Genomic DNA, 24,365 nt, shown 5'->3' on the forward strand with positions numbered 1-24,365 from the left:
GGATTTTAAGTTATGGCACAGAAATTTTTACCCACATTGACAGCTGGCTGGTGGAAACGGATACCACCATTTCGCCTTGTACTTGGATTATGTCCAGCACTTGCTGTCACCATGTCGGCCGAGAATGGGCTTGGTATGGGGCTTGCTACCGCATTCGTACTGACCTTATCAAACGGCGCAATCTCAAGCCTTAGAAATGTCATCCCAAGTAAGGTACGGATCGCATCATATATCGTTATCATTGCAACGCTGGTTTCACTCGTTGAGTTACTGATGAAGGCCTACTTCTTCCCACTTGCGGAGCAGCTTGGTATCTACATTCCTCTCATCGTTGTTAACTGTATTGTTCTCGGTCGTGCTGAAGCCTTCGCCTCCAAAAACCCTCCACTCATTTCAATGGTGGACGGCTTTAGTGTAGGAACTGGATATGCAATATCTCTTTGTCTCATTGGTTCTATCCGTGAGATCCTTGGTGCAGGTACCTGGTTTGGCAATCCTGTTTTCAGTGAATCTTTTGAACCCATGGCGTTTTTTGTTTCAGCGCCAGGTGCATTTATGACCATTGGTTCAATACTTGCTCTCCAGAATCTCTACTCTCGCTGGAGCGGCGAGAAATTCATTCAGGGGTAAAAGGGAATAATCATGGAATATATCTATCTCGCTATATCAGCCACCTTTGTAAACAATATCCTACTTGGTCAATATCTTGGTAACTGCCCTTTTTTAGGGGTTTCCAAGAGAATTGAAACAGCAGTAGGAATGTCGGCTGCAATTGTCTTTGTTACTTTACTGGCATCTATCTTCACCTGGTCTGTATTCACCTATGTGTTGATACCCTATGACCTTCAATTTCTACAGACACTGGCCTTTATCCTGATCATTGCGTCTCTTGTTCAACTTGTAGAAATCATACTCAAGAAAAAGAGTAGAACTCTCTACAATGCGCTTGGTGTGTATCTGCCACTGATCACAACCAACTGCGCGGTTATGGGTGTTGCTCTTCTCATTGCGAAAAATGAAATGGGATTTATTGAGATGCTCGTTTTTTCCAGCTGTAGTGCAGTTGGTTATGGTTTAGCTTTGATCCTTTTTGCTGGAATTAGAGAGAGACTTCTTCTTTCTTATGTTCCACAAAGTATGCAAGGTACATCTATTGCTCTTGTAACTGCCGGTATCATGGCACTTGCTTTTATGGGCTTCCAGGGCATGGCCTAAATTTAAGGAGAATTATTGTGATTGCACCGGTACTCCTGTTAGTCGGAATCGCCTTCGTGGCGGCTGTCATTCTAGGCATAGCAGCACGTGTTTTTTATGTAAAAGAAGATCCAAGAATTGAAGCCGTGACAGATTTACTGCCCGGCGCCAATTGTGGTGGTTGTGGTCAGGCTGGTTGCAGCTCTGCTGCTGAAGCCATGGTCAAAGGAATTATCCCTGTCAACTCATGCGTTGTGGGTGGTACAGAAGCGGCTGAAGAAATTGGCGCGTTTCTCGGCTATGACGTATCTGGCGCTGAGCCTACCCTTGCATGTGCATCATGTGAAGGTGGTTATAGAGCTGCCAGGAAATTCACCTACTCAGGTCTCCAGGACTGTAGAGCAGCACTCCAGCTTTACCACGGATTTATCCGTTGTGAAAATGGTTGTCTTGGACTCGGCTCCTGCAGGAATGCCTGTAAATTCGGAGCCATTACAATGGATGAGGAGTCAGGTCTTCCTGATTTCGATCCAGAGCGCTGTGTTGGTTGTGGCGCTTGCGTTGCTGCCTGTCCTAAGGGTATTATTAATCTTGTTGGTGAAAAGGTTAAAATACTTCACTGGAATCAGGAAACCCAGTGTCTATCACCATGTCGTCAAAAGTGTCCTGCCCAAATTAATATTCCTAAATATCTGGCCCATGCCCGTAACGGTGAATTTGGAGCAGCTCTTGCCACAGTAAAAGACAACAACCCGCTGGCTACTGCCACTGGTCGTGTTTGTCCTGAACTCTGTGCTACGGAGTGTAGACGTCAGATTCAAGATGATCCTCTTGCTATCAACGCTGTTAAGCGTTTTCTCTCTGATTGGGAACGTGAAGGTGGTGAACGCTTGCAGGTCTCTGTTGCTCCTGAGACAGGACATAAGATCGCTATTGTTGGTGGTGGGCCATCAGGTCTTACTGCAGCGTACTACCTTGCCCGTCTCGGCCATGAAGTTGAGATCTTTGAGATGATGCCAAAGTTGGGTGGTATGCCGCTGTATGGTATTCCTGAGTATCGTCTATCTGAGGAGCAGTATTCCTGGGATATCAACGGTGTACTGGAGCTTGGTGTTAAAGCGCACACCGGAATGAAGCTTGGTCGCGACTTCTCCCTACAATCTCTTAAAGATCAGGGCTTTGAAGCTACCTATCTCGCACTCGGCTGCTGGTTTGGCAGAATGCTTCCTTTTGAAGGTAAAGAGCTTAAGGGTATTTACAGTGGTATCGATTACCTGAGAAGATTCCATACCGACGAAGAGCAGATTAAAGGTAAACGATTTGTCATTATTGGTGCTGGTAACGTGGCGATGGATTGTGCCCGTTCAGCCCTTCGCGCAGGTGCTGAGAACGTACTTCTTATCTTTCGTTTCTCCCGGGATCTTATGGAGGCAAATGCCCATGAGATAACCGATGCTGAAAACGAAGGTGTTGAAATGCGCTGTCTCATCTCACCTATGAAATTTGTAGGAGAGGACGGAAAACTTACAGGTGTTCAGGTTCAAAAGGTTACCCTTAAGGATAACCCTGGTGGTATGCCTGATTGTGTTCCGGTTGAGGATACTATTGAGATCCTCGAGTGTGACGTTGTGATCCAGGCGGTTGGTCAGGGTACCGACCTTGACGAAATCGTGGAAAAAGATGGTCTTGGTAAAACAAGATTCAGTACAGTAGATGCAAGTGAAGATACACTGGAGACTAATCTCCCTGGCGTATTTGCCGGTGGTGACTGTTTTACAGGTCCGCGCCTTCTTGTTGAAGCCGTTGCTGGTGGGCGCTTTGCAGCGAGGTCTATACACTACTATGTCACAACTGGCGAAGTACCACCGGTTGAGAACAGACAGCGCGAAATGATGCCACCTGCTATGGTTGAATCTCTTATCAATGTTGCTCCTATTTCACTTAAAGCGAAGAAACCAATGGTTCCTGTGCAAGAGAGAATAGACTCCTTTAGGGAAGTTGAGGGAACCATCACTGAAGATCAGGTTATCAAAGAGACAAGTCGTTGTCTTAACTGCGGTGTCTACTGCTATGATCAGGATGACCTTCCGTCATCACAGACACGTATTGCAACATCCTGCCCCAACGAGCCACGCATCGTTGAGAAAGAAAAAAAGAAAGAAGTAGCTTAAGTATTACCCCGCAGTCCGGATTCTCTCCGGGCTGCGGTTTTTTTCTTTAGAAGATCCTGTACTATCCTCGTTTCACTTCCTCTTGTTTCGCTCAGTTGTCTTTCACCTTCCCGACAACATATGGCCCATCCGGAATTGCAGCCACTTTAGGAGAATTTTTCAGGAGTTCATCAACAATCTTTTGAACATCATCTATTTTCGTCCCCCCAAAATAACTGATCTCTTCTTCTGACAAGCCAGGTGAATAAATAAATATCTTCCCTGCATGATCCAGAGCCTGGTATATATTTTGGGCACACCACTGGTCAATGACAAAATCTTTAGGGTCACTGTGGTTTTTGTTAAAATCTTCAGGAGTTGGGTTAGACTTCATGATAGAGGAAAATTCCTCATTGCCCAGTCCCTCTTCACATCCACAGGTAACTATAATATCCCCACCTTTTTTCAGAATATCACGAGCACTTGTGAGACATTTGGCAACCTGGTAAAAAGAGGCATCCAGCGGATAACCTCCTGCAGAAGTCACAACGAGATCAACCTTTTCCTCGAGGTTAGCCACAGCATGGTGTTGAACAAGCTCACACCCTTTTTTATGGGCCTCCTCATAGTGACCACCAAACACACCAGCGAGTTCCCGATCCTGATTGATCACAACGTTGAGGATAAAGTCAACACCTGCTAGTTCAGTAACTTCCATTGCGTACTTATGAAAAATATTTTTCTCAAGCCTGCAATTCGCCCCATGCAATTGATCGATTACTTGAAATGAGTGCATGAATTTCATGGTTTCGTAACTCGATATACCAGGGAGAATCGACTTTCTGCTCCCAGAGAAACCTGCATAAAAATGGGGTTCAATAAGACCGGTTAAAATTTTCAGGTCAGCATCAAGATAGTGAGTATTCACCTCAATGGGTGCACCCTCAATTGTTGCTATTTGTCGTAGTTCTTCTGCCTTTTGACAATAGTGATTCTCTATCCTGTAATTGTTCTTTACCTCTTTGCCCACTAGAGCCTCTAACTCATCACCTAAGTTAGGGCGATGCATCCCTGTAGCTATTAAAATGATAATATCATCCCTTGCAATACCACTCTCTTCCAATATTTGTAATAGTGGTGGCAGTATGATGCTATTAGGCACAGGACGAGTAATATCTGAGATCACCACACATGCATTTTTCCTACCCTTTGCAATTTCTCGTAAGGGCGGCGTTCCGATGGGATTATTGAGTGCCTCCATCACTACTGCAACAGGATCGCTGACACCATCTGCAGGTTTGTTCTCAATAAGTATTGCTGATTCTGGCAAATCAATTGTAATTACATCCTTGCCACAGAGTAAATTCGCCTTCATACACGTCTCCAAAAATATAGTACGCCACACCCAAAATAGTGAACCATCAGATATATGCTGATAATTCTACATTGCTTCATTGCTCAACTCATTTACCAGAGGAATCATCCGTTGGCCCGGGAGCACAGAGAGCTCCTTCTGTATTTGAGAGATTTCCGCAATTATTACAGACAAATTTAGGATTCAATTGAAGGGCATTAACCTCTTCAGTTTTTCCTGCAGTTTTCAACTCACACATATGAATCTTATGGTTTTCAGGATTAGTACATAGGTTGTCGACGTTTGGTAATCTTCCACTCATTATTCACTCCACAATTAAAATTTAAAAATACAACTACTTCCTTCCATCTAGAAGGCGAACCCAATCTGCAATTTTTCTGATATCTTCAGGTCCTGTCTTACAGCAACCGCCAATGATACGTGCTCCTGTATCATACCAAAGTAAAGATCTTTCTCCATAGGCAAGATCCTCTGAAGAATAGCTGTGCCATATCTTGTCTATAGGATCATAATGGTGTCCACCATTTGGATAAACGATAATTGGTTTATCTGTTGCTCCCTTTATTTTTTCTATTAGAGATTCAATATACTGAGGGTCTGTACAGTTTATGCCTATGGCAGCCACCTGATGATACCTATCTAACCAGCGCGCGCAATCTTCAATCTTTTCACCACTACTGATATGTTCGCCATCCTTTGCACTAAAGCAGAACCATGCGCAAACTGCCGGATTATTTTGTAGTAGTCGTATCAGTGCTTTCGCCTCTACTAAAGTAGGAATCGTCTCACAGGCAAGAACATCAGGACCAGCCTCAACAAGAACCTGGAAACGTTTTTCATGAAAGCGCATTAAACCATCTTCGTCCAGTTGATACTCGCCCAGATACTCTGAACCATCAGCAAGATACGCCCCATAGGGACCAACCGAAGCTGCAACAAGGGGGCGCGGACGATTACTACGGTTTTTCTTGTCAGCCCAAAATGCATCACGCACCTCTTTTGCTAGAGTCACTGACAATGCAATTAACTTCCCTGCCTCCTTCTCACTGATACCGCGACTCATAAAACCCTCAAAGGTCGCTTGATAACTGGCACTTATCACACAATCAGCACCTGCAACATAATATTGTCTATGCACCTCTGCAATCTTGTCCGGGTTTTCCAGCAGAATTTTCGCGGACCAGAGGGAATCGACTAAATCACATCCTCCTCGTTCGAGTTCTGTGGCAAGTGCGCCGTCCAGGATAAGTAATGGTTGAGTGGCTAGTATCTTTAGAATTGGATTCATAGATACATTTTTAATTATGGAATCAATAATGATCAATAAGAGTTTTGAAAATTTAAACGGTTACTGGGAAAAAAGAGATACTCCAAAGACAGGTTTCTACATAGAAAACCAGATAGACAAAAAACAAAAACCTTACAAGATAACGAGTGAATTTATAAGTACCGAAGCCAACTAAGAACCCCGGCCAAATACCGCCGGGACTCAGTCCAATACCCCCTAGTGGGGCGTAGTACCATCACGAAATTCATTACACTACAAATGAATTTCTATGGTTCTATGCAGGCCAACTGCCAAACGGCTGTTTTTCCATCTGCATGGTGCCATCGGCGCCTTTAAAGATGTTTATCCAGGCCTGCCAGTTTTGATTATCCAATTCCGGATAATCAAGCCTGTAGTGGCTGCAGCGACTTTCTTTACGCATAAGAGAGGCCTTCAGCTTCATTTCAGCGCTTATGATCATGTTTTTTGTTTCATGGGCCAGCCGTAGTTCGTGCATATCTGCTGCCATCAGCATTGGCATATGGTGATCACGCAACTCCTCTACATAGGCCAAGGCAGCCTGTAACATAAGCTCTTTCTTAATATAGAGAACAAAGTTCGGAATCATTATCCCCTGCAGGGTTTGCGTTACCCATGCAGGGCTGTACCCCGCCTTTCTTTTTAGGGGGGTAAGAATTTCTGATTCAATCTGCTGCACTTTTTTGATTGAAACAGATGCGATTTGTACACTGCCACAGTATTCTGCTGCAGCTTCAGCAGCCACAGCTCCCTGCACTGCCGACCCGGCCAGAGAAGACCCAATCTGTGTGTATATGGCCCCAGCCATATATGAACCAAGCGCATCTCCTGCTGCATACAAACCAGGAATGTTTGATTCGCATTTTTCATTTATGGGAACCAGCCCCTCTGCTTTATGAATTGCCATTCCAGCAGAGGCCCCTCCAACAGATGTCCCCATCATACCTGGAGGACCGCCACCCTCTTTCATTCCTGGAGGAGGACCATAAGGTCTCTTTCTTGACGGACGACCTGCCATGTGCTCCCTCATTTGGTTAAACTCAGCTGGTCTATAAGGCCCTCCACCCAAGGCCTCCTCATTACCCATGCCAGGAGGACCGCCTGCAAGAGGACCACCCTTCATATATGCTCTATAATTTCCATCCACCCCAAGGTCGTGGCGTATTCCGACCCCTGTTACATTCGGTGTTCGTTCAAACATGCCATGCCAACCATCATAACAAGCGGCTGCATTCTTAGCCTGGCCAACATGTCCATCATTCCATTCTTTACCAGTAACCTTAGCGCCAATGTCATAGGCCATAACCGTACCATCATGGGTGAGATCACAAATGGGAAAGCCATTTGGTTTAAAACCACCGGCCCCGGTACAGAGAATGACACTTTTTGCTCTGAAAATATGGACTTCTTCCTCATCAAGATTAAAACCTGCTGCACCTGCAATCCGACCATCCTCTTTAATGAGGTGGGTGACAACGATTCGCTCAATAATTGGGATATTGCGTTCCTTGAGCGGTTGAGTAAAACTCTTATTATAGAGGGGCGAATCAAAAAATCCCCATTCACGAAGATCAGCCACCCGGGCAAGGGAGTGTTCTGCCATTTGCCTCGTATATGTCTCGTTATTACTACCAAGAGCCGACCGGGAAACCTTCTTAACAAAATCATCAAGGCTGATTTTTTCTTTTTCAGGATCGTAGGCAAATATTCCCTTAGCAAAAGGAGTTTGCCCTGAGGAACCGAGTCGCCCCTTTGATATAAGGGTCACCTTAGCACCAGCATCGTGTGCTTTAACTGCAGCAAACAATCCGGCCATTCCACCACCGACAACCAGCACATCTGTTGTCTTATCCACACGACCAATAGAAGTAGTATTGACGCTTGATTTATTCGTGGCCCATCCTGTTTGAAGGCCCAATGCTGCAAGAGTAGCCACACCTGCAACACCCCCCGCTGCTACCATAAACTGCCTGCGCGAAATACTATTATCTTCCTGATCCATACTCATCGTACTGTTCCTTGTTCTAATATGAGTGATGCCATATATCTTTTTATCAGTAACAGCACCCCTGTCACTGCAAACAATACAAAATACACAGAGAGGAGTGAATTGACGTGACGCCCAAGATTAATCGAGTGGCAGATAGCTACAATAATACATGGAACCGCTAAAAGACCGTGCAGCCGTCTCCAGGCATTATAACTCATCGGAATTTGGTTCCGAAATAGAGAGGTGAGCCCCAAAAGCAGCATCAGAATCCAGGCACTCATCCCAAGAGCAACCCCCGTTGTATTTACGGTGCTAACAATTGTAAAAAGTGCATCCATACTGCCTGTACCTGCTTCGTACTTCCGGGGCAGGACAAGTAAAAAAGGATGGAGCAGCACTACAATTAAAAGACTATACCCAAGGACTTTATGAATGGTAATAATACGCCCCATTGAGCAGCCATTAAACATTCTACGATTAATACCTGACAAGAAAAACTGTGCCGACATAAGGCTCAATGACAATAGAATGAGAAGCGAAATTGATTCTTTTAATATGGTGCGCCTTGGGAAATCTCCCGTTAGATAGAAAAAAACTGGTAAGCCAATACATGCTACAGTAAGCCACCACAAACCTTTATTACCTGACTGGCCGTGCATTTTCACCCCCATGAAACAAAAACCGGTATCGATTTTTCCGGTGTAATAGTTATTGCATCCACAGGACAATACATCCTGCACAAGTGACAAATCTGACAATCTGCCGGATACTTGATTATTGCTTTTTGCGTTTTTGCATCAAGGCGAAGGACATCAGTGGGGCAGCTCTTCACGCATATACCACAACCGATGCACCCATTAATTGCTTGGATAGTCATTGTTTGTCTCTTTCACATTTTTTGATCACTCATCAGGCATGGTACCGCTATCTATACGAAACCAGAACCATGCCTGATAGCTTTTTACTGCTGAGGGCGATGTCCTTCCGGAACTGCAACTATCTGATTTTCAACAGTCTGGCAGGTTGCCTTTACAGACTCACCACGTCGTCCAGAGAAACTCACGATGTCACCAACCGCCTTTCCTTCACAAGCCTTAATTGCTTCTGGAGGAGGTCCCTGCTGACCACGGCCCTCCTGCTCGTTCTGGGCACATGCTGCGACAGCCATCATTACTACAGTCATCATTGGTACCAATGTCTTAATCATTCTCTTCTTATTCATAACGTTTCTCCTGTTCACTTTTTCTAGGGGATATTAGTTCAGTTATTCTTGGGTCAACGGATCAACAACGGGCGCAATAACACAGAGCAATATTGTCACTGCGATCTTCACCATTGCCCAGCGAAAATATCAGGTCAATGTGCACAAATTAAGTAGAGAATATGTAGAGAATATGGAAATACCTACTTTGATTGGAAGGTCTTAAGGGAATGTATTGAAATCGTGCAAATAAGATCTAACACCAGACTATAAGCTCAGGAAGGCACCCAGATCTTTGGGAGTGACAAGGTTACGAATAGTAGCAGTATCATCTGATCAGACAGGCGCCTATCTACACCTTAACGCCGTTCAACACCATCCTAAGAACCACGGGCAACCTGAATGATCAACTCTGTTGTTCTGTTCTGAGAAATACGACATGGCTCTGTCTAATGTTCAGGCAGTTATGTATCTATGAACCACCTGCATTGCGAATATCTCAATGCAGGATAGTCAGTTTACTCTCTTCTATTTACGTTGGCCGCCAAAACCACCCCCACCTCTACCTTTTCCCCCACCACTGCCATCCCGGAGGCCTTTCCCGCCACCTCGTCCTCTGCCACTACCGACACCGCTCCGAGGCTTGCTTGCGTCTGGCTCAGTTGCATTTGGGGGTTCACTCGTTTGTGGAGTCACAGTATCTGATATCTTGTTTTCTTTTGTTTTCATATTTCACCTGATCTCAGTATGTTATTTTTCATTTGCCCGTTTTAAGCGGGGGACCAGAAGATGTAGTGATGTGAGTTTTACGCTTATCAACATATTGATAAAAAATTGGAAATGCCACAAAGAAGGCGACGCAGATTATATATTCAATTCCTTTAATATGGGTATAAAAATCCACCAGTGTATGTATTGGCTGAATCATACCACTGGCAATGAGATATTGTCGTACGAGTTCAGTTACTTGCCAATTGGCCTGGGATAAGCCTCCCATAAGTGCTGCAATCGCCCATACTCCAAAGAAACATGCTGACCCTATCAACACTATTGTGACAGATTTTATACGTTTTATTGCCATGGAGTCCTCCTGGATTGTATGTTCGATTCACTCGTCTCTCTATTTCACCCGTCAGACTGGGGTACGATCAAGCTATCTCGTGTAAAACTAGAACCCTGTGATCGCAGTGATATATCCTCGTATCATCTGAAGAGGACCAAAACTAATCAAACCGGCAACAACACATGCTGCCGCCCAGGCTCCAATCAATGCGCAGAACACCTTACCTAAGGTAAAAACAAATCCCATAACTTCGTCATTGATATCTACGTTAACTTTCTCTTTAGTGATAATTTGACTTTTCATGGTGTCCTCCACTCTTGTCTGCCTTTTTGAATGATCTGTTGACCACCTCTTAATCTTTTATTTGCATGAGACATGCCATACGAATACTCTTGAAAAAGAAGTCCACCCCTCCTTAGACATCAAACTAAACAACTGCATTTACTCGTATTAACCTTCCAATCTAACAAGAGAAAGAATACGACTTTGGGAGAAGTTATTCGTATTAGATCAGAGTTGCTGCGGTGAAAAGGAGGGTGACACAACACTACTACACTTGTGTTGCACACCCTCCTAGAGAGGTTAGGAATTGTTAGTACCCTAGAAATTGATTCCTTGTTTTTCTTATGGATGTATTTCGTGAAGGTACTTATCGCGTTTATCGGGGTTATAACTTTCCCCCCATTCAAAAACTATGGGCAGTCGATATACGATAAAGCGGTAGACAACAAAGTAAAAAGCATAGAGGGTTACTGTCAACACCACCTCTTTCCAGTGGGGTACTTCCTGATACATCTGATAATTAAAACAGTAAATTGTTGTATTAAGTCTATTCCAGATAATACCTGCCACCGTGATAAAGGCAGCAATACGAACCGGTCGTACTGCACCATCATGTACACCTTTTGCAAACAGCACCATGGGTAGGAACACCCCGAGGCCTACTTCAAGTAGATAGTAAAATCCCCAGCCTGTGAGCAGATATGCCCACTCGTTATCATGGGCAACTGCCACAAGTTTAATGACCAGATAGGTGATCATTGCATAGGTTGCGCCCTTGGCAAGACCAAGTGTTAAGCGATCGAGACTTTGCCTGAAATCATGGCCACACCTCCAGTGCATAAAGTAATTAATGAGGGTCGAACTCACAATTACCATTGCAAGACCTCCGAATATTGCAGAGCAGAGAAAATGAATCCACTGAAACTCAATGGACAGCCATAACGGATGAATTTTAGTTGGAGCGTAGGTAAATAACGCTCCAAGGGCACCCTGGTGGAGGGTAGACAGAATAATGCCTGCAATGGTGAGTCCAAGCGTCATTCGTTTGATATACATTTTCCAGGCCGGTTTATCGATCCACTCAAACAAAGCCGGTAACACCTCAGCGATTTGTACAGATAGATATGTTGCCACATGCCAGGCCACCAGAAAAAGGACCGCAGCCGGTCCCAGTGACACAAACATTGGATAGGCAAGCCTCCATGGCATCCCAAGGTCCACCTCCAGATAAACAACCGCAAAAAAATAGCCTAAGAGGCCATTAAGAAGGGCCAGACGTTCTATGGGATGGAAATCCTTTCGGCCAAAAAGTGATACCGTTGTACCAAGGAGAAATCCTGACGCTGACAGGGGCACCATACCAAAGAGTCCAAAGCCCAGAAAAAGCCCCCATGGATAATCATTTGAGGCATGGGTTACCGAACCAAGGCCAAACAGATATCGTTGGGTTAGCAGGGGCAGTCCAAAAATAAAGATTACAAAGAGCACCCAATTAACAGGGTTACGTCGAAGTTGCTGAAAATAGTCACTCAAGGTAAGGCCCAAAAACAGCCGCTCTTTAATGCTCCATAAGGTTCCATCTGTTTTGTTCGACTGTCGTACGGGCAGATCTACACTAAGAGAGGTTAATGTCTTCATCATCAATCCTCCTCTAGATTGTTGTTTTGAAGTTTTCCATACTCCTCCTTGCGGGTTGCCAATAGGTGGAACCCTGCAAAAAGAGCCGGCCAGATGGTGAGAACCATCGGGACAATAGCCAAAAAACTCGTTACCGAATCAAGTATTGGCTCATGGGGAATATCTGTATTAAAGCCAGCCTCTTCAAACGGTGCGCTTGAGAGATACATCCATGATGTTCCCCCTGCTTCATATTCTCCGTAGATATGATCCACATACTGGCCCTTGTCTTCTTCAATCCTTCTTCTACCTATTTTGATCAGGTCATCACGTTTACCAAATGTTAACGCATCTTGCGGACAGGCTTCTACACAGGCTGGCGGCCTGCCATATTTTAATCTGGTATCGTAACAGAAGATACATTTCATAATACGGGGGTGAAATGCACTTGAATATTTGAAGGTTGGAATATGAAAGGGGCACGCGACCATACAGGTTCTGCAACCAACGCAAACGTCCGGATTATAGATTACAGCTCCCTCAGGTGTCTTAGTGTAGGCATTGACGAAACAGGATGTAAGACATGCAGGTTCCTGACAATGATTGCACTGTATCTTTTTAAAGAGGGGGTGATCTTGACCTGCAATATCGTAGCGATTCACCACCGTGTAACGGGTTTCGTCTGTACGCCTGTGCTGGCTATGTTCTCTTTCTTCAAAAACACTCTGATCATTAAATGGTTTGTCCGGCCTGGGGAGATTTTGCTCAGCATTACAGGCAGCCTCGCAACTTCTGCAACCGACACAACGGGTCAAATCAACCAGTACCCCGAGACTGTCCTGATATTTTTTAATCTCATGGCTGGTTCCCTGTTCAGGGTGCAAAACTATACCTGCAATTGTTGCCGCCAGACCGCTCTTTAACACTGTTCTACGGCTCGTTTTATCAACCATTATCGTACCTCATAAATTTTTCATGATCCTCATGGCCTTCATGAAATTCTCTCAATTTTTAAGCAAAAACCGCTCCCGCCCCAACCGGGTGAACCCATGACATTCCTGGCAACTTGTAGGCCCACTCTCAGCTTGATGACATCCGAGACACTGCAGATGAAAGGCCCCCTTGAGGCTCGGCTTATCGATATGATAGTTGGTACTATCAAGTGTGGCTTTTTTACCAGGGAGGATAGGATCAATGTGGTGTTGATGGCAACCAGAGCAGGAAACGTCTTCTGAACGAGTTGAATTAGAATGGCATTTTTTACAATTCTCATTCTCTGTTCCCATACCTAAGGTATGGTGATGACATGAGCTGCACTCATACATATCCACATGGGCCTGGTGATCAAATTGTACTTCTTCATACAATTCTTGCAGATACCCAATCGTCACAACCTCTGGAGGCTCACCTCTATCCGTGCCAAGGGCAGGAAGGTAAAAGAGAGCGACCCAGAACAGCGAAAAAAATAGTATTGAAATTATCTTGTCACAACTCATGTCATTGCCCCCTCTACATTAGCAGTAATCACGCCCTGATCCTGCCTGGACTTTTGTCTGTCATCACTCTTTTTGTTATTGTCTTTCTTACTGCTGTAACACTGCACCACAATCTCCATCTCTTCTGAATCGATGGTCTCCTTTATTAAAAGGACCTCTGCAAGATCATGGATCAGGCGATTATGATTACGAAGTAGCTTTTCGGTCTCGTCATAGCACTCATTTATGATCCTTCGAACCTCCAGGTCTATTTCCCGTGCAGTGGTTTCACTGAAATGCGTTTTAATATCCACATCCCCTAGAAATTGATGTTGTGTTTGACGATAGACCATGGAACCAAGGACTCCGCTCATCCCCCATTCACAGACCAGTCGATGGGCAATGTCTGTTGCAGCAGCTATATCATTTGCGGCTCCTGTTGAGAGGTGGTTAAACACTATCTTTTCGGCAATACGTCCACCGAGCAGGACTTTAATTCGGTTAAGCAGATACATAAGAGAGTAGGTATATCGCTCTTCCACAGGTACCTGCTGGGTCAAACCAAGGGCAATACCCCTTGGTATAATTGTGATTTTATGAAGACTGTCTGTTTCTGGCAAAAACCGTGCGACAATGGCGTGGCCAGCTTCATGATAGGCAATGACCCTACGCTCTTTTTCATTGATGGCTGCATTTTTGCGCTCAAGCCCCATCAGAATTTTGTCTTTTGCCTCCTCGAAATCACTCATTTCCACCGATTGCTTTTTATACCTGGCTGCGGTAAGGGCTGCTTCATTGACGAGGTTGGCGATATCCGCCCCACTAAACCCTGGAATTCCCTGTGCAATAACGGTCAAATTAAGAGCCGGCGAAATAGTTATTATTCGGGTATGAACTTCCAGAATCTTGACCCTGCCAAGCAAATTCGGAAGAGATACCGTTAACTGTCGGTCGAACCTGCCGGGTCTGAGCAGTGCAGGGTCAAGAACATCAGGCCGGTTTGTTGCGGCAATTACAATCACAGTTTCATTGCTGGAAAAGCCATCCATCTCAACCAGTAAGGCATTGAGGGTCTGTTCTCGTTCCTCATGGGAACCATTGCTGCCACCGCCCCTTCTTGCTCCTATTGCATCAATTTCATCAATAAATACAATGCAAGGGGCAGTTTTTTTAGCCTGACCAAAGAGCTCTCGCACCCTTGATGCCCCAACTCCAGCAAACATCTCGACAAAATCAGAACCACCTATCAAATAAAATGGTACAGAAGCCTCTCCCGCAATTGCTCTGGCCAGAAGTGTTTTCCCAGTGCCTGGAGGCCCCTGAAGCAGGACGCCCTTCGGAATTCGACCGCCGAGGAGGTTGTATTTGTCATGGTTTTTTAAAAAATCAACGATCTCTTTGAGTTCTTCACGGACCTCGTCGATACCTGCAACATCAGTAAAGGTTTTAATGTCACCCGAGCCGGCTTTGATCTGAAAACGATTATCTTTCCATCTACGGGCCCCAATCGATGATTTTCTGGTAAAAAGAAACCATAAAAAAAGTATGGTTATCCCAAACAAAGCCATGGCTAGAACTCGCCCAAAAAGGGTTGACGGCTCTTCGGCACTCACAACAATGTCACGTGTTATTAATAAGGGAACGAGGCCTGGTAGATCCGGTGAATAGGTCCTGAATTCGACCCCGTTCACATCTTTCCCGCGCACTTCTGACCCCTTGATATGTACCGAGGCGATCCTTCCATTTTGTATTTCAGTGAGAAATTCGCTATACATGCGCTCGGGGGGAGTCGTCTCAAGTAACCAGGCGTTATAGCCGAGTACACCAAGAAAAGTGAGAAAGATTATAAGCAAGCCCAACTGTACCCTGCTATTCATAAGTCTCCTCCTCTACTTCCCGAGGTTCGATGACGGCAGTGTTGGCATCTGTAGACAATAGACCTGTGATCAGATGGTCCAGAATTACCCGCCGGTCTGGCCAGGAGGCTGTATTATGCCGAAAGCTAAACTCATCCAGGTAGCTCTGCATATGTGATGGAGCAATAGCTCGCCTATATATAGTAGTGAGCCAGTTTACTGTTTTTTCCTGCAGAAGCTGTCCCCGTTCAAGCTGCTCCCCGGTTGGTTGTCCCAGATGATCAGGACCAATTCGACAGTGATCAGCCAACAATTCACTGTCTTTGATGAGTAGTGTCGCGCTCTCTTCAACCATATTGTTGATCGCATTTGTTATTACCAGAGGTGAATTTGAATCAAGTTTTGTGAATCGAACCCGTGCACTTGCTGAAAGGCTCAGCTCCAGAACCATACCGATATCCGGTGCAATAGTGCCAGAGGGACCTTTAGATTGTGAGGAAACCATATCAAACAGAACAATATCGCGGCACGGTGTTGATTCAGCAATTGCTGCTCCACGTCGCATTTTCTGTAACCAGCCCCAGGCGGTCTGGTAACAGGATAGCTCCATAAGTCGCTGAAGCTCTCGTGCACTTATACCATCACCATTGAAACAGAATTGCCAGGCAACCCGCATCCAGGAAACTAAGCTTTTCTTACTGCCATGCATCAGGGTGTGAGCAGTTATGGACGTTTGTTTACGACAATACCTGCACACCACGGCATAGGCCGGAGCCATCTCTTGCTGAACCGTACCACAAAAAGGACATTTGAAGCCCCAGGGCCAGCGTTTTCGAAACAGATAGGTTACACATGCCTGTTCATTTGAAAATGAAGTTTCTACTGTATGGGCGTTTTCAAACGTCATGTCCTACATCCCCCATGAAAGAATGATCTTCCTATCTTGATCAATATTCTTCTAGCATATGCAATGCCATGGGGATTGCTGTGTGAAAGAGACGCACAAGGTATCGACAACCACCTTAAACGACGACGTATTTAACTATATAGGGAAACAAACGATAAGGAGTTGGGAGGCGATAACGAGAAAAGATACGACACAATTATGGTGCACACCACAGAAGTGTTGCAACACTTCTGTGGTTTACCTGGTGAACAGATCCATGTCTATATGCAGTTCACGTATTTTGCGATAGAGGGTTGATCTATCAATCTTTAATATTCGGGCGGCTTTTGCCTTATTACCTCCCGCTATTCGAAGGGCTGAGATTATATCATCAGAACCTTTTTGTTCCAGCCCTGCGGGATTTTCTGATTCTACCCCAACCATGGTCTGACCATTACCGGGTTCTCCTGCTGATCCTCTACTCACCTTCCTCTTCCTCGACCACTCTATAACTTCTTCAGGCAGGTCTTCAACTGAGATAGTTGCATCCAGGCAGAGAATGCAGGCCCGTTCAATGGAGTGTTCAAGTTGACGTACGTTTCCAGGCCAGTCATACTGGCGAAGAAGCGCCATGGCCTGTTCGGAGATACCGGTTATATTCTTATCAATCCTTGGGGCATAAAGATGGATAAAGTAGTTGGTGAGCAGTTCAATATCGCCTGTTCGAGCGCGTAATAGCGGCAGAGGGATTTCTATAATCAGCAATCGAAAATAGAGATCTTCTCTAAAACTTCCGTCTTCCACCCGAGCCCGAAGATCAACATTGGTTGCTGCAATAACCCGCACATCCACATGGATTTCCTTATCGCTTCCCACCGGATAAAAGGTCTTTTCCTGGAGAAAACGGAGTAGTCGCAGTTGCATGATCTTTGAAATATCACCTATCTCATCAAGAAAAAGTGTCCCCCCCTCTGCCTGAAGAATTCTGCCTGCCCTATTTTCCTCTGCCCCTGTAAATGCCCCTTTTTTATGGCCAAAGAGTTCACTTTCAAGAAGACTGTCCTGAATTGCACTACAGTCAACCATGATCAGCGGCTTGTTACGCCTTGAACTTTCCCTGTGCAGGGCGTGTACAACAAGTTCTTTTCCAGTACCACTGGCTCCGGTTATGAGCGCCGAGGTCTCTACTCTGCCAATTTTTTCAATGAGCAGATAGACGTTCTGCATCTCTCTACTCGCGCCGACCATTTTATGATAATGCGCCCTTTCAGAATGGTCTACACCCTCTTTACGGGTCATATCTCTTATGACCAATACGGCACCAATGGGTGTTCCTGTGCCATTATCCAAAGGGCTGATACAGACACTGAGCACCTTAGACACTGTGCCCAAAGAACACTCCAACCGTTGATCTATCAATTCACTGCCAGTTGTTATAACCTCCGTTGCAGTCCCTGCAAGTTCATGCAACCCAGCCTTGTTCTTCAGAATATTCGTTAAATTCCCTCCTTCAAACAGGTCCAACTCTAATTGGTGGAAAAGATCTGAAGCAGCACTATTGACTTTCATAATGTTCATGTTCGGATCGACGGAAATTATGCTGTCAGAGACGCTTTTAAACAGTGTTTCCAGGAAATGGCGGTATTGTTTCTGGGCTTGATCGGCCACTTGTCTGGCCTGTTCAAGGTGGTATTGTTGAATTGATATTCTGGCGGTTTTAAGAAGAGTTTCTTTCTCCACAGGTTTGGTCAAGTAGTCAAAAGCACCAAGGCGAACGGCCTCAGAGGCCGTTTCAACATTGGGGTAGCCGGTGATCATCACCACAGGACAGTTAACACCCAGTTGCCTGAACCTTCGCAGCAAATCTATACCGGAACGACTTTCAAGAACAATGTCGCAAATTATCAGATCAAACATTTGCCTGGATACCGCTTTCACCGCCTCAGTAAAAGAAGCCACTGCGATAACGGTTTTATAGCCGGCACGCTCAAGGAATATGCGAAAGGTGTTTCTTAAACTAACTTCGTCATCTACAACAAGGATAGCTGCGTCTATACTATTTTTTGGTGACATCGTGCTCCCTTGGTGAAACAAAATTTTATTTATAGGTGTTCATATCACGAAAAACTACCACTGCCCCCGTTAACATCCCACTGTCCCTGATGGGAGTACTGACATATTCAACAGGGAAATTCGTACCGTTTTTACACCAAAACACATCGCCGGTCTTGTAGTGCACCTGTCCGTCGCGGTACGCCATATAGATAGGACAACTCTCCACCGGGTGAACAGTACCGTCAGCATGGGTGTGGTGGATTAATTTGTGGTGGGTATTGCCAAGCAATTCATCCACCTCCCAGCCTAGCATTAAGGAGGCCGCTTTATTTATGAAAATTACTCTTCCATGGTTATCAAGACCGAGGATACCTTCGCCTGCAGAATCAAGAATAAGGTTCAGTTGTTTTTGCAGTTCCCGCGCCTCCTCTTCCGCCTGAATACGTTCAGCAATTTCTCTGTTTAGTGCTCCATTTACTTTTTGTAATTCAAAGGTTCTTGTTTCTATTGCTTCATCGAATTGCGTCAGAACCTTACGATTCGTCTTTTTTTCGATTCTCAACTCTTTGTTCAACTCATCTATAGTAGCTTGATGTTGATGCAATGAACGCAAGACAGTCAACAGAACAACAAACAAAAGGACCAGGAAGAGAAGTCCACTTACAACAGTAAAAATCGGTGCAGAAGATTGACTGAAGAAAAAGTGCCACATGATGATCAAGCTTAAAAATGCAAGAAATTCCCCTGTAATCAGAACAGCTGTCATATACCGTTTCTTCATTGCATCTCTCTTTCAGCCTCCAATGGTAAATCAATGATAAACCTGGTCCAGTCTCCGGGGTTACTTTGTACTCTGATATAACCGCCATGATCGCTTACCAGTCCGTGACTGATACTCAAACCCAGACCGGTTCCCTCTCCCTTTGGTTTGGTGGAGAAAAATGGATCAAACAATCTGCTCATAATTCCAGGCTCAATCCCAATTCCTTTGTCTGCAAAAGTTAACCGGATGATTCCCCCTTGCTCTTTGCCTATTAATTCCGCTTTGATATCAAGTTTTTTTTCAGGACATGGTTTTGGAAACCGTTTATTTAATGCATACCTGGCGTTACTTATCATATTCAAAACAACCTGCTTTAATTGTTGCTCATTACACATGAAAAGAGGAAGTTTGTTATCAATAGTAACGCAGCAGATAATACCGTCTTTTTTTAATAGATGATCCACCAATTGCAGGCTATTGGAGATCATCGTATCAATTGCCGCAGGAGCGAGTATTTCTTCTCTACGCCGAGCAAAATCGAGGAGGTTTGAAACGATCTTAGCAATCCTCTTCCCCTCACTCATAATGTTCCCTAGGTTTTCTCCTGTTTCAGGATCATCCGGTTCATCAAGTATTATCTGTGCATAGTTGATAATTCCATTGATGGGATTGTTTATTTCGTGGGCCACGCCCGAGGCAAGTTCACCTATTGCTGCGAGTTGAGCAGCTCGTATTGCCTCAGCCCGTACAACCTCCTCCTCGGTGAGGTTCCGGGCGAGTAGAAGAGTGGCATTTATCTCTCCGTTTTCCTCAACAAGGGGACTCACTGTCAGCATGTATTTACCATGAAGACCATGTAAATCTGTTTCGGTTATCTGGGTTTTTTGACAGCTGATAAACTGCTCCAGTGGACACCGGCTTTCCTCTGCATGACCTCCATGGAGAATGTCACACACTTTTTGACCAATTACCTGGCTTCGGAGTCTCTTTGCCGCAGCACACGTTGCAGGATTTGCTTCAAGAATTCTGTTATCATTGGATACCACCAGCGCAGGATCTTGAATGGCAATAAAGATCTTTTTCCACCTGGCCGTAAACATTTTAAGCTGCTGATCTGCCGCCAGGTTTTCTGTTTCATCAATTCCGATCATTACAAGGCCAACCTTACCTTCCTCTATGTTCTGTCGGATGGAGCTATGCCAGCTAATATAACGTTCTGCACCATCTTTGGTGAGTAGTGGCGCTGTGAAATGGATATTCCCCTGCTGTCCTTTGAGTGCTTCTGAAAAGAGCTGCTGAAATTCCAATCTGTTGTGCGGGGGCGTCAACACATCTACCCAGTATTTATCAAATATTTCCTGTTCCCTGTAACCGGTCACCAGTTCAGCCCTCTGATTAAAGGAAATAATTGTTCCACAGGGCCTGATAGTCACCATAAGTGCCTGAATGGTATCGACAATATCTTTATTAAAATCCCTCTCTATCGTAAGCTTTCTCGCAGTATTCTGTGAATACAATGCAAGGGCAATATCGTCTATTACATTGGTAATAAACTCCATTTTCAAGTCACAATTATTGATCCGTTCCTGGCAATGCATGGCAACAATTCCATACATATGATTCTGGTAACCTACCGGCCAGATAGCACAATTAACATCTTCAGATCTCTTCTCATTAGACGAGTCAGTAGCAAGGTGGGTGTAGAGTGGCTTCGTAAGGGAAGTGAGATCACTGCTACACTCAGCAACGACTATTTTGGTCAGATGCTTTTGTATGGTGGAATCATGAAAGGCTGAGGGGGGCGATGCGGCGTAAGGGATCAGACAATTTCGTTCTTTATCAATATCACCTGCCCAAACAAAATCGCAGTGAAAAGTGTCTGTCAGAATATCGCAACAATACTGAAAAATTATTGAATAACTTTGTTCCTCAGGATCACAAAGGCTCTGTTCTCGGATAATTGTCAGCAGCCTGTTACGTTGCTTAAAAAGGCTAAGAGCTTCTGCATCCCTTTCTGTCAGTGGTTTAGCCATTAGTCACCTTCCTAGTGGATGATGTGTAAATCCAATTTCCAACCGACCTGATAAAGTACGTTTAAATTACCCCCTCAATAGAACTTTCGCAATACATCATCCACACCATCAATATGTGATGGTGTTTAACTCTTCCGCCCACAGACACTTAACATAGTCAAGTTGCACATTGATTAATACAAACCCTCATCTTTTTTACTGTCCTCACCTGAATCATCATTTTCAGGATTTTCAAGATCATTAACAAGTTCTTCAAAACTTGAGATAATATCTTCTGGTTCCTCTTCTGCCGCGGCTTCAATTTCTGCTAACTCAACATCGGGATTGAGCGATACGCTAAGAGGACTTGATGCCATTACAACAAAATCACCCTGTTCCTCAGCTACAACTTCAACACGTTGTGTTGATCGCCATAGGGCAAACATCGCGACTGAGCATAACATTACACCAAGACTTCCATAAAAAGCCTCCGGCCCAAAGATATCCATGGCAATGGCGGTACAGGGGGCCCCGACTGCCGCCCCCGTTGCACTGAGCAGCACTAAGGTACCACTTGCAGCAACCATCTGGGTAGGTGTCAAATAATCATTGGTGTGCACACAACAAAGAGAATACAGAGGCATTGACAAGCCACCCACTGCGGCGACAATTGCATAGAACAGTACACCTTCTCCTGTAAAATTCATGGCCAAAAAACAGACTAAAGCCCCCCCGACACAACTGAAAATAATTATCCTGATCGGACCACACTGATCAGAAAGCCACCCCAGGGGGTATTGAAAGAGAAACCCACCAAGGATGAGTACCCCCATAAAAAAGGATACATCCTTTACCGATAAACCAATTTCAGCTGCATAAACCGCCCCCATCCCAAAGAATGCACCAATGGTCATTCCGGTTACAAACATTCCAACGACCCCCAAGGGAGAGACTTGATAAAGTTGTACAATACCGACGTGTTCCATCACTTCTATCTGAGGTCCTTTGGCAGTTGACAGGAGTATTGGAATAACTGCGAGACTAATGAGAAGTGACACTAATAGAAATAACTCAAAACCAGAAGGATGGGCAATGTTAAGCAACATTTGACCGCCAGCCATTCCACCAAGAGAAACAATCATATAAAAACTGAGTACCTTTCCCCGTGTCCCGTTTTCGCAAGCGTCGTTAAGCCAGCTTTCGACAACTATGAACATACCAGCATAGGCAAAACCTGTGATCACACGCATTACCCACCATACCCCAGGGGCAACAAAAATGGCTTGGACCAGTATTGATGTCGATGCAAGAGAGGCCAGGGCACCAAAAGTACGAACATGGCCAACCCGACCTACTATTTTGGGAACCAGATTACAGCCAATAATGAGACCAATAAAATAGCCTGACATCACCAGACCTGTAATAGTTGTCCCAAAACCTTCAATGGAGGCACGTACCCCGATAAGCGTTGCCTGCAGGCCGTTACCTAACATGATGAGCCCCATACCAAAGAATAAGGCCCAGCTATTTGAAATAATATGTAACATTTTAATAGGTTGTTATGTTTTTCTTTACAATTAATGAATTCAAGATCGAAAAGGCGAACCCATACATATATGGCTGCGGCTATTAATTCAAGTAATAATCACTCAATAATAAGAGCTTAGAGACAATTATTTTGGACAAACATCCACTGGAATAGTCCCTTTTAAGTCTCCTGATTAGAAATCAGGTATGTACCTCCCAAGCTATCCTTTTATGCAATGATGTGTATGCTGGTCAATCGTCAATACAACTCCGATTAATAAGTTCCCACATTACAACCGGAGGTTTCGGATCGCTCGACCAGAGGCAGAATATGATGGACAACTAATCGATCTTACATAAGGAAAAGAAATATCGAGAAAATACTGATTGGTGAGGGTTTGATGATGGCAGCGATGCCAGAAAGATGGAGATGTGAATCTACCTCCAGTGGTTTGCAGTATAACTAGTTCCGCCTGCAAATATTAACAACTCCATTCACTTAGTCTCGAACCAGGAATTTATAAACTGTTTGGCTTCTGTACGTATCTCCCTGCTTCAGTACTGTTGAGGGAAAACTATTTTTATTAGGACTATCAGGAAAGTGTTGCGTTTCTAAACAAAGGCCAGAACCCTTTTGGTAAACAGCCTCACCTTTTCCTGTAACGGTGTTATCAAGAAAATTTCCGCTATAGAATTGAACTCCTGGTTCGGTTGTATATAACTCCACAAGCCTCCCTGATTCAGGGTCATAAACACTGCCCGCCAAACGGGAACTATCTGCCTTTGTATTAAGGACCCAGTTTTGATCAAAACCACCAGGGCCGATCTGGAGTTGTCCGTAATCTTCACGTATACGTTCACCAATACCAGTAGGAGTTCTAAAGTCCATTGGTGTTGCTGTGACCTCCCACAGTTCCCCAATTGGGATACAATCATCAGAAACTGGCGTAAAATAATCTGCATTTATCATGAGTTCATGACCATGAATATTACCTGCACCAGAGAGATTAAAATAGGTATGGTTTGTAAGGTTTAGAATGGTGTCCTTGTCTGTAGTAGCCTCATAATCTATGGATAAACCATTATCCGCAGTTAAAGTGTACGTCACTTTTACAGAAAGTGTTCCCGGGTAGCCTTGATCCCCATCCGGGCTTGTGTATGTCAATTCAAGACCTGGATTGATTTCACACGGTAGTTGTTTTGCTTTCCATACGACCTTATCAAAACCCTGAAGGCCTCCATGCAAATGATTTCTTCCGTCATTTAACGGTAGCGAATATTCATTACCACCAAGGGTGAATTTTCCGCTAGCAATGCGATTTCCATAGCGCCCGATAATTGCACCAAAATAGTGAGTGGAATCTATATACTCCTGCAAGGTATCAAAACCGAGCACCACATCGCCAATTTCTCCATTTCTATCTGGAGTTTTCAGGGTAACGATTATACCGCCATAGGTAGCGATGGAAACTAACATTCCACAGCCATTAATGAGTGTGTAAAGATCGACGACAGTGCCGTCAGAAGTCGTGCCAAAGGGCTGTTGTATAATTCCCATTTTACCTATCCTTCCAAGTGTCTATCCATTAATGGAAAGACACGTACTAACACAC

The 24,365-nt window shown here is 44.6% G+C and carries 23 protein-coding genes; 3 read left to right on the plus strand and 20 right to left on the minus strand.

The window, feature by feature from the left end; translation table 11 throughout:
• Positions 1 to 12 precede the first annotated feature (12 nt).
• The 3 genes from rsxE to ACX6CI_RS14200 are packed head-to-tail and all read left to right on the plus strand — an operon-like array spanning position 13 to position 3,365.
• Positions 13 to 630, plus strand: a complete 618-nt coding sequence (rsxE, locus tag ACX6CI_RS14190) for an electron transport complex subunit RsxE (RefSeq protein WP_458774299.1) — start codon at positions 13 to 15, stop codon at positions 628 to 630.
• Positions 631 to 642: 12 nt separating this feature from the next.
• Positions 643 to 1,215 (plus strand): electron transport complex protein RnfA, encoded by a 573-nt coding sequence (locus ACX6CI_RS14195; protein ID WP_458774300.1) that lies wholly within the window; start codon positions 643 to 645, stop codon positions 1,213 to 1,215.
• 17 nt (positions 1,216 to 1,232) lie between these two features.
• The gene (locus tag ACX6CI_RS14200; RefSeq protein ID WP_458774301.1) at positions 1,233 to 3,365 is read left to right on the plus strand and encodes an FAD-dependent oxidoreductase; all 2,133 of its coding nucleotides are present in this window, start codon (positions 1,233 to 1,235) and stop codon (positions 3,363 to 3,365) included.
• A 91-nt stretch (positions 3,366 to 3,456) separates the two neighbouring features.
• Here the strand turns inward: ACX6CI_RS14200 and ACX6CI_RS14205 are convergent, their stop codons facing one another.
• The 20 genes from ACX6CI_RS14205 to ACX6CI_RS14300 all read right to left on the minus strand — a co-directional run bounded on the left by ACX6CI_RS14205 (position 3,457) and on the right by ACX6CI_RS14300 (position 24,310).
• Positions 3,457 to 4,719 carry a nickel-dependent lactate racemase family protein gene (locus tag ACX6CI_RS14205; protein ID WP_458774302.1) on the minus strand — a complete coding sequence of 421 codons (1,263 nt, stop codon included), beginning with the start codon at positions 4,717 to 4,719 and terminating at the stop codon, positions 3,457 to 3,459.
• An 88-nt stretch (positions 4,720 to 4,807) separates the two neighbouring features.
• The gene (locus ACX6CI_RS14210) at positions 4,808 to 5,020 is read right to left on the minus strand and encodes a hypothetical protein (protein ID WP_458774303.1); all 213 of its coding nucleotides are present in this window, start codon (positions 5,018 to 5,020) and stop codon (positions 4,808 to 4,810) included.
• 33 nt (positions 5,021 to 5,053) lie between these two features.
• Entirely contained in the window at positions 5,054 to 6,007 is a 954-nt protein-coding gene (gene mmuM / locus ACX6CI_RS14215; RefSeq protein WP_458774304.1) for a homocysteine S-methyltransferase, read from the minus strand.
• A 274-nt stretch (positions 6,008 to 6,281) separates the two neighbouring features.
• Positions 6,282 to 8,033 carry an FAD-dependent oxidoreductase gene (locus ACX6CI_RS14220; protein ID WP_458774305.1) on the minus strand — a complete coding sequence of 584 codons (1,752 nt, stop codon included), beginning with the start codon at positions 8,031 to 8,033 and terminating at the stop codon, positions 6,282 to 6,284.
• Entirely contained in the window at positions 8,030 to 8,674 is a 645-nt protein-coding gene (locus ACX6CI_RS14225) for a ferric reductase-like transmembrane domain-containing protein (RefSeq protein ID WP_458774306.1), read from the minus strand. The genes ACX6CI_RS14220 and ACX6CI_RS14225 overlap by 4 nt, the downstream gene beginning before the upstream one ends.
• A 2-nt stretch (positions 8,675 to 8,676) precedes the next feature.
• Positions 8,677 to 8,892, minus strand: a complete 216-nt coding sequence (locus ACX6CI_RS14230; protein WP_458774307.1) for a 4Fe-4S dicluster domain-containing protein — start codon at positions 8,890 to 8,892, stop codon at positions 8,677 to 8,679.
• Between the two features lie 84 nt (positions 8,893 to 8,976).
• Positions 8,977 to 9,237 carry a hypothetical protein gene (locus ACX6CI_RS14235; protein WP_458774308.1) on the minus strand — a complete coding sequence of 87 codons (261 nt, stop codon included), beginning with the start codon at positions 9,235 to 9,237 and terminating at the stop codon, positions 8,977 to 8,979.
• Positions 9,238 to 9,744: 507 nt separating this feature from the next.
• Positions 9,745 to 9,945 carry a hypothetical protein gene (locus tag ACX6CI_RS14240; protein ID WP_458774309.1) on the minus strand — a complete coding sequence of 67 codons (201 nt, stop codon included), beginning with the start codon at positions 9,943 to 9,945 and terminating at the stop codon, positions 9,745 to 9,747.
• 28 nt (positions 9,946 to 9,973) lie between these two features.
• Entirely contained in the window at positions 9,974 to 10,297 is a 324-nt protein-coding gene (locus ACX6CI_RS14245; protein ID WP_458774310.1) for a hypothetical protein, read from the minus strand.
• An 87-nt stretch (positions 10,298 to 10,384) separates the two neighbouring features.
• Positions 10,385 to 10,582 (minus strand): hypothetical protein, encoded by a 198-nt coding sequence (locus ACX6CI_RS14250; protein WP_458774311.1) that lies wholly within the window; start codon positions 10,580 to 10,582, stop codon positions 10,385 to 10,387.
• A 321-nt stretch (positions 10,583 to 10,903) separates the two neighbouring features.
• A complete protein-coding gene (locus ACX6CI_RS14255; RefSeq protein ID WP_458774312.1) occupies positions 10,904 to 12,202 on the minus strand; it encodes a polysulfide reductase NrfD family protein in 1,299 nt (432 codons plus the stop codon).
• The gene (locus ACX6CI_RS14260; protein WP_458774313.1) at positions 12,202 to 13,131 is read right to left on the minus strand and encodes a 4Fe-4S dicluster domain-containing protein; all 930 of its coding nucleotides are present in this window, start codon (positions 13,129 to 13,131) and stop codon (positions 12,202 to 12,204) included. The genes ACX6CI_RS14255 and ACX6CI_RS14260 overlap by 1 nt, the downstream gene beginning before the upstream one ends.
• Before the next feature lie 51 nt (positions 13,132 to 13,182).
• Positions 13,183 to 13,674, minus strand: coding sequence for a cytochrome c3 family protein (locus ACX6CI_RS14265; RefSeq protein ID WP_458774314.1), 492 nt, complete (start codon positions 13,672 to 13,674; stop codon positions 13,183 to 13,185).
• Entirely contained in the window at positions 13,671 to 15,530 is a 1,860-nt protein-coding gene (ftsH, locus tag ACX6CI_RS14270; RefSeq protein ID WP_458774315.1) for an ATP-dependent zinc metalloprotease FtsH, read from the minus strand. Before ftsH ends, ACX6CI_RS14265 begins: the two co-directional genes overlap by 4 nt.
• Positions 15,523 to 16,416 (minus strand): transposase, encoded by an 894-nt coding sequence (locus ACX6CI_RS14275; RefSeq protein ID WP_458774316.1) that lies wholly within the window; start codon positions 16,414 to 16,416, stop codon positions 15,523 to 15,525. Before ACX6CI_RS14275 ends, ftsH begins: the two co-directional genes overlap by 8 nt.
• Positions 16,417 to 16,653: 237 nt before the next feature.
• Entirely contained in the window at positions 16,654 to 18,468 is a 1,815-nt protein-coding gene (locus ACX6CI_RS14280; RefSeq protein WP_458774317.1) for a sigma-54 dependent transcriptional regulator, read from the minus strand.
• 25 nt (positions 18,469 to 18,493) lie between these two features.
• A complete protein-coding gene (locus tag ACX6CI_RS14285; protein ID WP_458774318.1) occupies positions 18,494 to 19,231 on the minus strand; it encodes a PAS domain-containing protein in 738 nt (245 codons plus the stop codon).
• Positions 19,228 to 21,246: a PAS domain-containing sensor histidine kinase gene (locus ACX6CI_RS14290; protein ID WP_458774319.1), complete on the minus strand. Its 2,019-nt coding sequence runs from the start codon at positions 21,244 to 21,246 to the stop codon at positions 19,228 to 19,230. The genes ACX6CI_RS14285 and ACX6CI_RS14290 overlap by 4 nt, the downstream gene beginning before the upstream one ends.
• 173 nt (positions 21,247 to 21,419) lie before the next feature.
• Positions 21,420 to 22,718 (minus strand): MFS transporter, encoded by a 1,299-nt coding sequence (locus tag ACX6CI_RS14295; RefSeq protein WP_458774320.1) that lies wholly within the window; start codon positions 22,716 to 22,718, stop codon positions 21,420 to 21,422.
• Positions 22,719 to 23,251: 533 nt separating this feature from the next.
• Positions 23,252 to 24,310, minus strand: a complete 1,059-nt coding sequence (locus ACX6CI_RS14300) for an aldose epimerase family protein (RefSeq protein ID WP_458774321.1) — start codon at positions 24,308 to 24,310, stop codon at positions 23,252 to 23,254.
• Positions 24,311 to 24,365: the final 55 nt, after the last annotated feature.

This window comes from Desulforhopalus glucosivorans, from assembly GCF_054397165.1.

Coding starts and splice junctions, on each gene's coding strand:
- ACX6CI_RS14260 (WP_458774313.1), bottom strand. CDS start 13,131: ATGGTTGATAAAACGAGCCGTAGAACAGTGTTAAAGAGCGGTCTGGCG.
- ACX6CI_RS14295 (WP_458774320.1), bottom strand. CDS start 22,718: ATGTTAGGTAACGGCCTGCAGGCAACGCTTATCGGGGTACGTGCCTCC.
- ACX6CI_RS14235 (WP_458774308.1), bottom strand. CDS start 9,237: ATGAATAAGAAGAGAATGATTAAGACATTGGTACCAATGATGACTGTA.
- ACX6CI_RS14265 (WP_458774314.1), bottom strand. CDS start 13,674: ATGAGTTGTGACAAGATAATTTCAATACTATTTTTTTCGCTGTTCTGG.
- ACX6CI_RS14210 (WP_458774303.1), bottom strand. CDS start 5,020: ATGAGTGGAAGATTACCAAACGTCGACAACCTATGTACTAATCCTGAA.
- rsxE (WP_458774299.1), top strand. CDS start 13: ATGGCACAGAAATTTTTACCCACATTGACAGCTGGCTGGTGGAAACGG.
- ACX6CI_RS14250 (WP_458774311.1), bottom strand. CDS start 10,582: ATGAAAAGTCAAATTATCACTAAAGAGAAAGTTAACGTAGATATCAAT.
- ACX6CI_RS14230 (WP_458774307.1), bottom strand. CDS start 8,892: ATGACTATCCAAGCAATTAATGGGTGCATCGGTTGTGGTATATGCGTG.
- ACX6CI_RS14300 (WP_458774321.1), bottom strand. CDS start 24,310: ATGGGAATTATACAACAGCCCTTTGGCACGACTTCTGACGGCACTGTC.
- ACX6CI_RS14220 (WP_458774305.1), bottom strand. CDS start 8,033: ATGAGTATGGATCAGGAAGATAATAGTATTTCGCGCAGGCAGTTTATG.
- ACX6CI_RS14195 (WP_458774300.1), top strand. CDS start 643: ATGGAATATATCTATCTCGCTATATCAGCCACCTTTGTAAACAATATC.
- ACX6CI_RS14275 (WP_458774316.1), bottom strand. CDS start 16,416: ATGACGTTTGAAAACGCCCATACAGTAGAAACTTCATTTTCAAATGAA.
- ACX6CI_RS14255 (WP_458774312.1), bottom strand. CDS start 12,202: ATGATGAAGACATTAACCTCTCTTAGTGTAGATCTGCCCGTACGACAG.
- ACX6CI_RS14205 (WP_458774302.1), bottom strand. CDS start 4,719: ATGAAGGCGAATTTACTCTGTGGCAAGGATGTAATTACAATTGATTTG.
- ACX6CI_RS14290 (WP_458774319.1), bottom strand. CDS start 21,246: ATGGCTAAACCACTGACAGAAAGGGATGCAGAAGCTCTTAGCCTTTTT.
- ACX6CI_RS14285 (WP_458774318.1), bottom strand. CDS start 19,231: ATGAAGAAACGGTATATGACAGCTGTTCTGATTACAGGGGAATTTCTT.
- ACX6CI_RS14225 (WP_458774306.1), bottom strand. CDS start 8,674: ATGCACGGCCAGTCAGGTAATAAAGGTTTGTGGTGGCTTACTGTAGCA.
- ftsH (WP_458774315.1), bottom strand. CDS start 15,530: ATGAATAGCAGGGTACAGTTGGGCTTGCTTATAATCTTTCTCACTTTT.
- ACX6CI_RS14245 (WP_458774310.1), bottom strand. CDS start 10,297: ATGGCAATAAAACGTATAAAATCTGTCACAATAGTGTTGATAGGGTCA.
- ACX6CI_RS14280 (WP_458774317.1), bottom strand. CDS start 18,468: ATGTCACCAAAAAATAGTATAGACGCAGCTATCCTTGTTGTAGATGAC.
- mmuM (WP_458774304.1), bottom strand. CDS start 6,007: ATGAATCCAATTCTAAAGATACTAGCCACTCAACCATTACTTATCCTG.
- ACX6CI_RS14240 (WP_458774309.1), bottom strand. CDS start 9,945: ATGAAAACAAAAGAAAACAAGATATCAGATACTGTGACTCCACAAACG.